Origin of the sequence: Polaribacter ponticola, from assembly GCF_026191475.2 — a bacterium.
Taxonomy (GTDB): domain Bacteria; phylum Bacteroidota; class Bacteroidia; order Flavobacteriales; family Flavobacteriaceae; genus Polaribacter; species Polaribacter ponticola.
The window spans coordinates 57,325-71,056 of the sequence record NZ_JAOSLC020000003.1 but is presented as its reverse complement, the minus strand read 5'-3'; the positions used below and the strand labels follow the sequence as shown (position 1 = coordinate 71,056).

The window sequence follows — 13,732 nt, the reverse complement described above, 5'->3', positions numbered from 1 at the left end:
TATGAAACTAAAAGAGGCAATAGAAACTTTAGAAAAATTGAAAGAATTTGAAGGTAAAGTTAAAATGTATAAAGATATAATTGACGCATTTGAAATAATTCCATTAAAATATTTGAAAGAAAATAATATAGAATACGACATTCACGAAATATTAAAATATAATGGAAAGTATTTTGAGAGTTTTCCGAATAACATAGATTTTGATATTGTGTCAATTCATTTCCTTGGAGGTACTTGGTATAAAGTAAGTAGAAAAGAAATACATTATAAGCATCTAATTATTTAATCGACTTCAATTTGTGAAGTAAAGAAAAAATTATCTTTTTCATCTTTTTTTAAAAATATAGAAAACTTGAAAGGGTATTTTTCTTTAAGATCATTAATCTGCTTTTCAATAATTGAAAGTTCTGAATAAAATCCTTGAATTTGAACGTTGTTTAACATAAATTATTAAAATTACTTAAAAATGAAAAAAACTTTAGAGTATAAAATACTAAAATATTTATTTGAAAACGACAATAATGAATTTGTGAAAATTGTCGGAATTGAAAAGGATTCAGTTTTGTTAAATGAGAAAATAGTAGAACTTAAAGAATTAAATTTAATAGAATATGAATTAGTTTCAGACAAACCAAAATTTGATAATAACGGAGAACCTTTTAAAAATTTTTTTACAAAAAACCCATACCTATGTAAAATAACATTTAAAGGTAAAAAGGAATTATATAAAACTGAAAAAGAAATCATTGATTTTGAATTAGCTGAAAAAACATTAGGAAAGTTTAAGAGAACTCAAATAATATCTATATTAGGTTTAATAATTTCAGGAAGTCTATTAATTCTAAAACTAATAGAATGGTCAGGAATACTACAGTCCACGTCGTGTAAGTATTAATTTTATCTAAAGAACGATTTAAAGAAATGAGGAATTTTGACATAACACAATATTTTAAAGATTAATGTGTTAAGGCTGACAAAACAATATTAGAAATTAAAAATACTGTTGCCAACACCGTATAAAATTAATTGCTACTAATAGCTTATCTAAAATAGACATAGCTTATTGTGTAGATGTTGAACTAATTAATTATTTTATTATTTACTTAATTAGCAACTAATGTTATACATAACACGTTGTAAATAATTTAACAAAAATTAAGATAAAAAGAGAAAAATATGAGTTTTTTAAAAAGTGCAATAAATCAAGTTGGAAGAGATATGGGAAAAGTGGTGAGTAACCAAGTTTTCAAGGATAGTCATTCCACACCTTACAGAAGAGTTAGCCAAAACAGTTCAAATAGTAAGCGTTCATCTTCAAGTTCAAGTTCAAGAATTAGGAATACAAAAACTGAATTTGAAAAAGCTATTGATTTTCAAACAGGCTTTAGACCAAATACTTTAATTACAAAAATTTCAGGAGCTTACACTGTAATTAAAAATGAAGCAAAGGAATATATTTCAGATGGTTATTTAGACACTACAGAAGCTTCGAGCCTTTTTGAAATGATGAATAGATTCAATGACAAAGTGGAAGATATTTGTGATGTTTTAGAAATTGACGAGAAAACTAATGAAAAAGAAATTAATCAATTAAGTAAAATAGTTGAAAAAACAAATGAACTTTTCAAAAAAACTCTTGAAGTATCAGCTAATGGTTGTAAAGAGAGACAATCTGAACATAGAAAAGAAGCTGAAAATATTGAAAAACCAAGCTTTTTAAATTACGTAGGTCTTCACTTAGTTTGGTTGGGTAAATATGCAAGAGGTGGAGAAAAATCTATTTTAAATATGGTAGTTGCGAATATTGCAGATTTAATAACTTTTACTTTTCCAATAACAAGAATCTATTTATTACTTAAAGGAATTTTTACATTTCCGAATGAAAGTAAAAGAATTAAAACTTTGAAAAATGCACACTTAAGATTAGCTGAATTAGAAGGTGAACGTGCTGAAAGTTATTTAAACATTTAAGGAAAAAAACTATTTACAACACCGTATAAAATTTATTGCTTGCTTCTTACCTACTTGCGAAAATCCTCGCGGATTTTCTTTGTCAGTAATTATTTATTAAATTAGTGCAAAATTCACGCAACAAACCTTATACAACAACGTTAGCACACATTTAAAAAAATCCGTATGAACAAAATAATTATAGTTTTAATTTTGACATCTTGGTCAATAAAAGCTCAAATCAATACCAAAATTGAAGGAATAACAATTAACTCAATTTGCGAATTGGAATATACAAGAAATCTTGGAAACCAAAATAATTATGCTTGTGTTTCACAAGATAGTAATGAAAAAATTATGCAGTATTCTGTAACCGTCCAAAATTTGTTTGAAGATATGAAAGGAATGAATGAAAAAACATTGAAAATATACAAAGACCAATTTTTTCTAACAACAAAAGAAAATTCAGAATCAAATGGAGAAAAAACAACATTAATCAAACTTAAAAATGGACAAAAAGCTTTAAGTATAGTGTCCGAACTAACATATTCAGTACATAAGTTTATAAATACATCAATTGTATTTCTTTACAAACAAAAAAGCTTTATTGTTAATTTAACTACCAATAATTTAAATAGGAAAAATGAAATTAGAGATTTAACCAATAGAATTCTATTTAAATAAATAGATGAATATATCTTTGAAATATATCTTTCTTTTTTTACTGACATTTTTTGTTTGTCTTTCGTCTATTGCACAGGTCAGCTCAAAACACGTCAAAGTTAAAGGATACACTAAAAGTAATGGCACTTATGTAGCACCATACTATAGAACTGCACCAAACTCAACAAACAGAGATAATTTTTCTACAAAAGGAAACACGAATCCATATACTGGAACAGCAGGTTGGATTGAACCAGACAATAAAATAAACACGCTTTATTCATCCTATTACACGCCAAAAACAACATCATATAAATCCGAGAATAATAAAAATACATTTGAAGACCGTATTTATGTAGAAAATGAATTTGGTCAAAAGTCTCTCTATCTAAAAGTAGTAGATAAAAGAACTTTCGGTATTTACAATTTAAAAAATGAATTGATATTATTTTTAGTAGTCAATCATCGTGGAGATTTTCGCATTTTTGACACAAAAGGTATTTACATTAAAACTATATTTATAAACAATGAAGATTAAAATTTTATTCTTTCTTTTTGGGCTTAACTCAATATTTACTGCATTTGGTCAGACCACTTATAATAATCCATTAGGCTTTACAATGGAGTTTGATAAGACTTGGCGAAGATTACCAAAAGAGGTTTTATATGAAAAAACAGTAATGATAAAAGATTTAATGGAATATAAAAGTAATATTCAGTATGATGCGTGTTTTCAAAAGTCTGGTAATGCTGATATGGACTATCCTTATATTTTATTCAAAAACTATTATTCCACAACTACAAAAAAGGAAGAAATTGAAAAGTTAAAAAAATACTACACAGATAAATTTGGAGTAAATCAAGTTTTAGAAAATTTAGAAACAGAGAAAGTAAAAATGAATCTCGAAATTGGTAAGACATATTTTAACGAGAAAAAACAATTACTAATCTTCACATACAATTTAGACCTAAATATAAAAGGAAAACTTATTGGAATGATTGCTTTTTACATAGGGAAAAGTGCAACATTACAAATACTTTGTTATACATACGCTGACGAATTTAAGTATGACCAAGAAGAATTTTTAGACATCATAAATTCAATTAAGGACAATGGAATGCAAACCAAAATGTCTGATTATTTAAAAAATCACGACCAAGCCACCAAATATTATAATGAAGGATTAAAATATTCAGACAATGGAAATCGAAAAAAAGCAGTTGACTATTATACTTTAGCAATAGATTTATACCCACAAGAAGACAGTTACCAAATTTCAGAAGCATATTATAATCGTGGATATAATAAAAGAAAAATGGACAATCTTACAGGAGCAATTTCCGATTATACAAAAGCAATAGAATTTCGACCACACTATTATAAAGCTTTTAATAATAGAGGTTTTGCAAATCTCTTGTTAGAAAATTACGAAAATGCAATTAAAGATTTCACTTCTGTAATCAAATATGACAATTACCAAACAGAATTTACGAATATGGCGTTAGGAAATCGTGGAATTGCAAAATTAAATATTAATCAAAATGGTTGTGCTGATTTGAAAAAAGCGATTAAAGAAGGAAATGACAAAATAAAATCGATTTATAAAGAACACTGTGAATAAAAACGTGTGCTAACACCGTATATAATTTATTGCTGGCTTCTTGCCTACTTGCGAAAGTCCTCGCGAACTTTCTTTGTCCGTAATTATTTACTAAATTAGTTGCTTGAAACACGCAACAAACCATATACAACAACGTTGTGTGTAATTTAAAAAAATGAATGACAACAGATAAAATAGAATATATAGACAAGCTTTTTCTGTCTTACAATTATCAATTAGCAAATCAGTCAAACCTTAAGGTTAGAGTGTATACTTTAAGATATGGTATGTATCACGCTGCTGAATTCATACTATTTGATAAAGATTATGACATTTCAAAAATTAAAAATGAATACTCTGAATTAGGTTTCGCAACTGATGTGAGAGTACTAGATGATATTGATGAAATAGAAGAGTATTTATTTGAAGGTTTTTTTATAAAGACACCACTTGGAAATGAATTAAAAAATAGATACAAACATTTTGTAAACAGACAACTCCAAAATTTACCAGAAGGAAGTACATACAAGTATATTAATAGTTCTTTTGACTTATTACTTCAAGATGAATCGAAAAATATTGTAGAGAATAAATCCTACGATTCTAATTTTGAAATTAATCTAATTGATAAAATAAACGGTTTATTAAGTAAAGTTAATGGAGCCATTTTCATAATCATTGAAGCACCTGCTGGATTTGGAAAAACTTGTACTGCTAACGAAATACTTAACACTTTTTCACCTAGCGAATGTAAGCAACTTCCTTTTTTTACTGAACTTTCAAGGAACAGAGAAGCTAGAGTTTTCAAACATATTTTATTAAATGAAATTGATGAACAGTTTCCAAATGGGATAAAACAAAATATAGTTATCGAACAAATAACTAAAGGAAGGATTCCACTCATTATTGATGGATTTGATGAGTTAATTTCCAAAGAGAGTAATAAAGAAGAGGTTGAAAGTATGTTAACCACTATTATAGAACTTCTAAAGGGAGACGCAAAAATCATCATTACATCAAGAAAAACTGCAATATTTAATAGCGATGAATTTCTAAATTCAATTTACGATTCAAACAACGAATTTTCACTTGCAAGATTTGAAATAAAAGAGCCAAAAATTGAAAACTGGTTAGACAATGACAGGATTGAAGTTATTGATAATGCAAGCTTTCCAGTTGCTCAAATAGCGAACCCAGTACTTTTATCATATTTAAGAAATATTTCTTTAGATGTTCTTAAAGGTTATGTACACGAAAGCAATGATGGTGCTTTAATTGATAAATATCTTGACTATTTATTAAAAAGAGAACAACAAAGACAAAATCTAAAATTAAATAACGATGACCAGTTAAGAATTTTTAGAAAGTTGGTTAGGTTTATGACAGAGTATAACATAACAGCTGAATCTAAAGAAACGATTAAAGATTTTATCAAAGAATACAACCAAAAGCTATTACAAAACAGCCTAAAACTTTATATCGCTGAAGAAAAACCATCTATAGAAGATTTAATTGAAACCCTTTCAAACCACGTATTCCTTGACAGAAAACCAAATGGAGATGTCGGAATCATAAATGACTTTATTTTTGGTCACCTAATTGGAGAAAACCTGATTTTAGAAAAATATCAAGAACATTATGAAAATTTCGAAAATATAATTCCACAAGATTTTGCTACAAAATCTATTGAATCATTCAAAATTCAAAGCAAAAATAAAAAGGAAAATTTGTGGTCGATTTTCAATGATGAAAATTTCAATTATGATATTGGTTTTTATTTTGATTTGGATTATACTTTTTCTAAACAACCAAAACGGGTTTATAAAAACCTATTTGTTCTAGACAGAGAGTTATTCAATTTAAATTTTAATGAAGATTGTAGATTTGAATCATCTGCCTTCTCTTCCGTTATATTTCATAATTGTGTATTCGATATTAATTTGTTTTTTGATACATCATTTCAGAATTGCTCATTTTATGATTGTTCAATAATAAATAATCAAACTAGCAAACCGTATAGTGATTTTGCATTATTCGCTTGTAATTCAAATAATGATTTTGTCCAAAACATTCTAAATCTATTTGATAGCCCAACAAATAATGAGAAGAAAGAAAAAGCTATACTCACAGAAGAAATGGTTCTAAAGCATTTTTTTCAAGTTGATGGTATAAAACCAAGGGCTCGAAAATTTTCTTATATAAAGAAGTCGCTTAATGAATATCACGACAAAGAGATAAATAAAGTCATTGATTCATTAAAAAGTAAGGATTATTTACATTTCAAAGATGACGTTGGTTTCATTACAAGAGAAGCTATTCATCATTTAAAACATAATGACAAAAAATGATAGCAGGTTTTCAAATTATCGAGAAACAAATTCATCAAAACATTGTTAACGAATTAAATAAAGTTGGCTTATTATATAGAATATTTGTCAGAACAAAGAATGAAAAATCTATAACTGAAAAAATTCAAAGAAAAATTGATGAAGGTAGTCCTTATAAAGAAAATGGGAAAAAAATTCAAGACGTAATTGGTGTTAGAATTGTTACCTACTTTAAAGATGACATCGATGTTGTTAAAGAGATTTTAAATAATAAATTTAAATTTATAGACGAGGAAATTGACGAGCTGGAATTAACAGTATTTAAACCTAAAAGAACTAATATTATCTGTCAATTTGATGAAAACCATATTCAAATTTTAAAAGAAGTTAATTTAGCTACAGAAAAATCAAATTTCAATTTAATTGATAATACATTCGAACTTCAATTGCGTACTATGCTGTCAGAAGGATGGCACGAAATAGACCACAGTTTAAGATATAAATGTAAGAATGACTGGAAAGAACATAAAGAAAGTGAAAGACTTCTAAATGGAATATATGCAAGTTTAGAGACTAATGATATTGCTTTAAAAAATCTTTTCAATGAATTATCGTATCGTCATTTTAAAAGTAAGAATTGGGAAGCTTTATTGAGAAATAAATTTAGGCTTCAATTCCAATTGTCAAACTTGAAAACTGAATTGATTGAAATTCTTAATAATGACAGTTCAATTGGTAAGCATATTTTAAAAATGGATAGAACTTCATTTTTATTGAAAATATCCGAATTAGATTTATCACTACCTGTTAATTTTAATAATCTACTGTATCTGATAAATGTAATAGAAATAAAGAATGAAAAGCTTTTATCAGAAACACCTGAATTAATAAAAACTACACACAACATTGTATAAAAATAATAGCGGTTTAATAGCTAAAGTGAAAGTAAGTAAATGTAAAAAAGGTCAGTGTTTAACCGAAAAGTTAGTGGGTAAAAATCCGCTACTATTCTTATACTAACCGTTATATGGCATTAAAACCAAACATTGGCAGAAATGTCATAAGATTGACATAATAATGACACAAGAATTAATAAAGTTTCAAAATATCTTTGCTAAGTAATATTTAAAACATCTAAAATGAATAATCAAAACTTAGCAATTAAAATCAAAAACCTAAGAAATCAAAAAGGATTTTCTCAAGAACAATTGGCTGAAGAATCAAAACTTAGTTTAAGAACAATCCAACGTATCGAAAAAACTGGAACAATTTCGAGAGGAGATACTCTGATTAAAATAACCCAAGCCCTAAATATAACACCAGATGAACTTTTAGAATGGGAAGTTATCGAAGACAAAGGATACATACAACAACTGAATTGGAGTTCCCTTTTCTTTATTATTCATCCAATATTAGGAATAATAATTCCATTTATAATGTGGATTTTGAAAAAGGGAAAAATAAAGTATGTAGATGATTGTGGAAAAAAGATAGTGAATTTTCAAATTACTTGGGTTTTGACATTATATGTTTTACTAATTCCTATAAATATGTGGTTCGGAGAAAAATTTTTATCTTTTCCATTTAGTTTTAACATAAAGAATTCTATTTATGCGTTAATATATCATTTCTCAATACCAACGATTATGCTATTTTTATTATATTTAATTAATATAGTGTTTATAATTTTGAATGTTAGAAAAAGTCGAAGAGGATTGAGGAACGAATATATTTTAGCAATTCCATTTTTGAAATAAAAAAACGCCATATAACACCGTATATAATTTATTGCTGGCTTTTTACCTACTTGCGAAAGTCCTCGCGGACTTTCTTTGTCCGTAATTATTTACTAAATTAGTTGCTTGAAACACGCAACAAACCATATACAACAACGTTGTAAAACATTTAAATACAAAATAAATATGAAATTATTAAAATTTGTCTTGACCTTATTATTTTTAGTTTCCATTAATAGTTTTTCTCAAGAAAAATTCAAGCAAGATGACCGACCTCAAATTCAAAAAGAACATCAAATATCAGAAATTGACGATATAGAATTAATTGATTTAGTTGAAATGTTAGAATTTCAAGGAATACGGATTAATAAGTTCAAACTCGGAAAATTTGACAAAAGATATAAACTCTATATAGTTATGGATGAATATTTAAATGGACAAATGATTTCTTCCGACACAATAGTAAACACTAATAATACCTATACTTATTTTAAATCTGAACAACCATTTTATGACTATATAAACCAAATAACAATAATAACTAAAGATATTCCCTCAGAAAATAAAAGCCAATTATCAATTAAAACTTATGGATTTACAATGACAGGGTACAGTATCGAAATGAAAAATACTGAAAAAGAAAACTCACTTAATTGGAGAAAATATATTGATACAAAATGGGAACTGAATAAAAAAATTCCGCTGTTGATATATGCTTCATCGTGGTTGGATGAAAAATATGGAGTGAGAAGATTTTGTGGTGTTCGATATTTGAAAGAAAATGAAGAAGGAACAAATGAACTTTTAAAATATTCCCCTAACTATGTTAAAATTTCATATGTAATATCTGAATAAAAAAACGTTTTACAACACCGTATAAAATTAATGGCTAGTCCTCACCTACTTACGAAAATCCTCGCGGATTTTCTATTCGGTTTGTATTTGCTAAATTAGGTGCTTAAACACGCCACTAATCTTATACATAATCGTTGTGTGTAATGCAAAAACCGAACGCTGAATTAAAATTTAGAAAAAAATATTGTAAGGTCTTTTTTATAATCACAAAACCTTAAGAACTAACCAAAATAAAAATTATTGAAAAATGGAAGAAAATCAAAATGACAAACCAACTTTACTGAAAGCAATTGAATTAATTTTAGCAGAACCTTCTGTTATAAAAAAGGAAACTTTAAGTTTAAAAAGTAAATATTTAGAAAAGCACCAGAATAAAAAAACAGAAGATGAAATTAATATTATGATTATCGACAAGATAATTTCTAATTATTCTTACTATACTGCTTTTGTTGGTGCAGGAACAGCATTAACAGGAATAATTCCTGGTTTAGGAACTGTTATAGCTACATTTGGAGGAGCTACAGCTGATGCAGCAATGTCAATGAAATATCAGATTGAAATGACTATGGCAATAGCAACAATTTGTGGACACGATATTGAAATTGAAGAACAAAAAAGATTGTGTTTAATGATTGCAGGTCTTGGAGCAGTTAGCGAAGCTTCTAAAGAAGGAGGAAAACAATTAGGAACGAAGGCTTTTATAAATATAGTTAGACAAAATTTGAAAGGTTCTACTTTAATCGCTGTGAAAGAAATATTTAAAAAAGTAGGAATAACATTTACTCGAAAAGCTGTTGAAAAAGCTATTCCATTTGGAATTGGAGTTGTAATAGGATTTTCAGCTAACAAAGGTTTGACATATTATGTTGGAAATAAAGTGAAAGGCTTTTTTCTATTAAAAGAAGAACCAGAAATAAGAAAATAAAAAGCACTACACACAACACCGTATAAACTTTATTGCTAACTTTTTACCTACTTACGAAAGTCCTCGCGGACTTTCTTGGTCGGTAATTATTTAGTAACTTTACTGCTAAACCATCGCAACAAAGCTTATACATCAACGTTAGCAACAATTAAAAATAACTAATAATATAAATTAATGAATTCTGAAAATAAAATAATAGTAGGACGTGATGAATGGTGTAGTTTTCCTGAAATTAACATACCTGCTGTTAAATGTAGAGTAGACTCAGGAGCAAAAACTTCTGCATTACACGCTACAAATATAACTCCTTTTAAGAAAAATGGAATTCCTTGGATAAAATTTGATGTACACCCATTACAAAACGATGGTAAAACCACTATTAGTTGTGAAGCTAAAGTACACGACAAACGAAAAGTAAAAAGTTCTAGTGGTAATAGCGAGTTAAGATTTGTTATTAAAACTACCTTATCAATAGCTGAGGAAACTTGGGATGTTGAACTTACTCTTACTAACAGAGATAATATGGGTTATAGAATGCTACTTGGTAGACAAGCAATGACAGGAAAAATGTTAGTTGACCCTGAATCTTACTGTTTACTTGGACAACCTACTGACGATTTATTAAAGCAACACTACCATTCTAAAGTTGTCAAAAAAACAGGGCTAAAAATAGGGCTATTAGCGAGTAACCCAAACCTTTACAGTAATAGAAGAATTATTGAAGCTGGAGAAGAAAAAGGTCACGAAGTTGAGTTTTTAAACATTAAAGATTGTTATATAAAACTTGATGGAAAAAACCCTGAAATGCACTACAGAGGAGGAAGGATATTGTCTGATTTTGATGCAATAATTCCAAGAATTAGACCAAGTGCTACCTTTTATGGTTGTGCATTAACTCGTCATTTTGAAGCTATGGGAGTTTATTGTTTAAACTCTGCATCTTCAATTACTAAATCTCGAGATAAATTATTTGCTTTACAATTATTAATAAATAGTGGATTACCAATTCCTATTTCTGGTTTTGCAAACTCTCCTCTTGATACAGAAGAGTTAATAAATATGGTAGGTGGTGCACCTTTAATAGTTAAGTTATTAGAAGGAACTCAAGGTAAAGGTGTTGTTTTAGCTGAAACAAAGAAAGCTGCTGAAAGTCTTATAAATGCTTTCAAAAGTTTAAAAGCGAATATTTTAGTTCAAGAATTCATAAAAGAAGCTAACGGAGAAGACATTAGATGTTTTGTTGTAAATGGTAAAATAATAGCTAGTATGAAAAGGACAGCTGCACCCGGTGAATTTAGAGCAAACATTCATATGGGAGGTATTGCATCTCTTGTGAAAATTACTAAAGAAGAGAAAAAAGTAGCTTTACTAGCTACTAAAACAATGGGGTTAAAAGTTGCAGGTGTAGATATTATAAGAGGCGAAAAAGGTCCTTTATTATTAGAAGTTAATTCATCTCCAGGACTTGAAGGTATTGAAGGTATATCTGAAAGAAATATTGCAGGAACAATGATTGAAGCAATCGAGAAAGATTTGAAATTTATTAAATAAACAGTTGCTAACAAAGTATATAAAAAATAGCAGTTTAAGGCTAGACTTCAAGTTTAGTTCTTTTCTGCTATGATTGTTTCTAAACTGAAAGTAAGTATATATTAACTTGCTACTTTTCATATACAAACCGTTAGCACTTATAGAAAAATGAACAATCAAGTTGAAAAGGAAGAGAATCTGAGATATTTATTGGAAACTGACCCTATGAAATTTCTAAAAGAATGTACTATCTATATAGAAAAAAACGACCCACAATACATTTGTAAGTATGTACAACTTTCAATACTTGAAAAAAGAAAAAGTCCTTTAGAAAATGTAGAGAAGCTTTTTTTAAAGCTTAATCATAATAAATATAAAGATTTAAATATTGATATTTTAGATTCCATAAATAAGCAAAATCAGCCTATAAATAATATTAGTGATATTAAAAATGAATTAAAAAGCATCTCCTTGAATGTAGTGAAAACTATTCAAAAAATTGACAACCCTGGACTTTTAGAACTTGCAAAATCACTATCTAAAAACATTCGAGAAGATCGAAATTTAAGATATAAATATAACTTCAAAAATAATCAAGAACTTTTGAATTGTATAGAAACATTTCAAACAGAAGTTTATTCTTTGTCTGAGCAAATATGTATTAAACTAAAACCTAAATATTTCATTCATATTTTACTTGGTCATATTGAAAAATATGAAATTCATAGAAAAGGAGAAATGGTTAAATTTAGTAACATAAATGATTGGAATGAATTATTACTTTTAATTAAGAAAGTCATTTTATTCTTAAAAGACGAAATTATTTATCATTACAATAATTATGATAAAAATTATGACAACAAGTCTTTTAACTATAATGGAATATTTTACGGAATACATTTAAATCAAAAAGGAGACATAAAAACATTTTACGAAAGAAAAAACAAGTGCTAACAGCGTATATAATTTATTGCTAGTACTCACCTACCTACGAAAATCCTTAGGGATTTTCTATTCCGTTTTTATTTACTAAATTTAGTGCTTCAAAAACGCAACAAACCATATACAACAACGTTGTGCACTATAAAAAACCGAACTAACCGAAAACAAAATAGAAAAAGAAAAAATATGAAAAATTTATTTATTTTAACATTAATACTATTATCATTTAACACATTTTCTCAAGATTTAACATTAAATGAAAAGCACGAACACTCGATTTTTGAAAAGGAACATACAGAAGATTTAAAAATCGCTCAAACAGTTTATGTTTGTACTGGAGAATATTCTTATGCATATCATAGTAGAAGTAATTGCCCAGGATTAAATAATTGTAAAGGGGACATAAAATACACAGACGAATATAATGCAACTCAAAGTTTAGGAAGAAAACCTTGTTGCAGATGCTGGAGTAATGTAAAAAATAATTGTAAGGACGATAACCCAAGCTATGGAAGTGGAGGGAATTCTAATAATGACGAAGCAATGGCTTATGTCGCAATTGCTGTTGTTGCATTAAGCGCAGCAGTTCTCTCAAATGATTTATATGTTTATCCAATTTATTCACTTGATAATAAAAGTAAAAATAGTTTTGGTTGGTCTTTTGGGTTTAGAAAAACATTCAATCATTCTGCATTGGAATATGGGACAAGTGTAATAAATAGAGAATATGACAATAATTATTATCAATTTACTGACAAAGAATGGGGATTTCATTTGAACTACATTCATCATATTTTTGATAATAAAACACCATATTGGTTAACACCATATATTGGTCCTTCAGTAAATTATTTTAATGACTTTGGTTATGGAGGTGTAATTGGAACAAAAATGAGATTGTTGGATAGACTTGATTTTGATGTAAGGTTTGAACAAACAACAGAAACAAGTAGAATACAAGCTGGTTTAATTTTCACCTATCAGAAAGAATACTTTTGGAAAAAATAAGGAATGAAAAAAATTACAGTGCACAACACCATATATAATTTATTGCTGGCTTTTTGCTTACTTACGAAAGTCCTCGCGGACTTTCTTTGTCGGTAATTATTTACTAAATTAGTGGCTTGAAACACGCAACAAACCATATATAAACACGTTGTAAAAAACAGCAAAAAAACTCGTACTAGAAAAAAGACAAGTTTA

The 13,732-nt window shown here is 27.6% G+C and carries 14 protein-coding genes; all 14 read left to right on the top strand.

Annotation, left to right across the window (positions count from 1 at the left end; genetic code table 11):
* The first annotated feature begins 1 nt into the window (after window position 1).
* The 14 genes from N5A56_RS05040 (at window position 2) to N5A56_RS04975 (ending at window position 13,537) form a co-directional block, all read left to right on the top strand.
* On the top strand, window positions 2–286 hold the full coding sequence (locus N5A56_RS05040) for a hypothetical protein (protein ID WP_265724503.1): 285 nt from the start codon (window positions 2–4) through the stop codon (window positions 284–286).
* 180 nt (window positions 287–466) lie between these two features.
* The gene (locus N5A56_RS05035; RefSeq protein ID WP_265724502.1) at window positions 467–895 is read left to right on the top strand and encodes a hypothetical protein; all 429 of its coding nucleotides are present in this window, start codon (window positions 467–469) and stop codon (window positions 893–895) included.
* Window positions 896–1,176: 281 nt separating this feature from the next.
* Entirely contained in the window at window positions 1,177–1,971 is a 795-nt protein-coding gene (locus N5A56_RS05030) for a hypothetical protein (RefSeq protein ID WP_265724501.1), read from the top strand.
* Window positions 1,972–2,136: 165 nt separating this feature from the next.
* Window positions 2,137–2,634: a hypothetical protein gene (locus N5A56_RS05025; RefSeq protein ID WP_265724500.1), complete on the top strand. Its 498-nt coding sequence runs from the start codon at window positions 2,137–2,139 to the stop codon at window positions 2,632–2,634.
* A 16-nt stretch (window positions 2,635–2,650) separates the two neighbouring features.
* Complete coding sequence (locus N5A56_RS05020) at window positions 2,651–3,151, top strand: hypothetical protein (protein WP_274270246.1); 501 nt, start codon at window positions 2,651–2,653, stop codon at window positions 3,149–3,151.
* Entirely contained in the window at window positions 3,141–4,235 is a 1,095-nt protein-coding gene (locus N5A56_RS05015) for a tetratricopeptide repeat protein (RefSeq protein ID WP_265724498.1), read from the top strand. Before N5A56_RS05020 ends, N5A56_RS05015 begins: the two co-directional genes overlap by 11 nt.
* A 158-nt stretch (window positions 4,236–4,393) precedes the next feature.
* On the top strand, window positions 4,394–6,562 hold the full coding sequence (locus tag N5A56_RS05010; RefSeq protein WP_265724497.1) for an NACHT domain-containing protein: 2,169 nt from the start codon (window positions 4,394–4,396) through the stop codon (window positions 6,560–6,562).
* Window positions 6,559–7,455 (top strand): nucleotidyltransferase family protein, encoded by an 897-nt coding sequence (locus N5A56_RS05005; protein WP_265724496.1) that lies wholly within the window; start codon window positions 6,559–6,561, stop codon window positions 7,453–7,455. Before N5A56_RS05010 ends, N5A56_RS05005 begins: the two co-directional genes overlap by 4 nt.
* Before the next feature lie 225 nt (window positions 7,456–7,680).
* Complete coding sequence (locus N5A56_RS05000; RefSeq protein WP_265724485.1) at window positions 7,681–8,298, top strand: helix-turn-helix domain-containing protein; 618 nt, start codon at window positions 7,681–7,683, stop codon at window positions 8,296–8,298.
* A gap of 165 nt (window positions 8,299–8,463) precedes the next feature.
* Window positions 8,464–9,132: a DUF5041 domain-containing protein gene (locus N5A56_RS04995; protein WP_265724495.1), complete on the top strand. Its 669-nt coding sequence runs from the start codon at window positions 8,464–8,466 to the stop codon at window positions 9,130–9,132.
* Window positions 9,133–9,379: 247 nt separating this feature from the next.
* Window positions 9,380–10,057 carry a hypothetical protein gene (locus N5A56_RS04990; RefSeq protein WP_265724494.1) on the top strand — a complete coding sequence of 226 codons (678 nt, stop codon included), beginning with the start codon at window positions 9,380–9,382 and terminating at the stop codon, window positions 10,055–10,057.
* 174 nt (window positions 10,058–10,231) lie between these two features.
* The gene (gene rimK / locus N5A56_RS04985; RefSeq protein WP_265724493.1) at window positions 10,232–11,608 is read left to right on the top strand and encodes a 30S ribosomal protein S6--L-glutamate ligase; all 1,377 of its coding nucleotides are present in this window, start codon (window positions 10,232–10,234) and stop codon (window positions 11,606–11,608) included.
* A 147-nt stretch (window positions 11,609–11,755) separates the two neighbouring features.
* Window positions 11,756–12,541 carry a hypothetical protein gene (locus tag N5A56_RS04980; protein ID WP_274270245.1) on the top strand — a complete coding sequence of 262 codons (786 nt, stop codon included), beginning with the start codon at window positions 11,756–11,758 and terminating at the stop codon, window positions 12,539–12,541.
* A 174-nt stretch (window positions 12,542–12,715) separates the two neighbouring features.
* On the top strand, window positions 12,716–13,537 hold the full coding sequence (locus N5A56_RS04975; RefSeq protein WP_265724491.1) for a hypothetical protein: 822 nt from the start codon (window positions 12,716–12,718) through the stop codon (window positions 13,535–13,537).
* The last annotated feature ends 195 nt before the right edge of the window (window positions 13,538–13,732 follow it).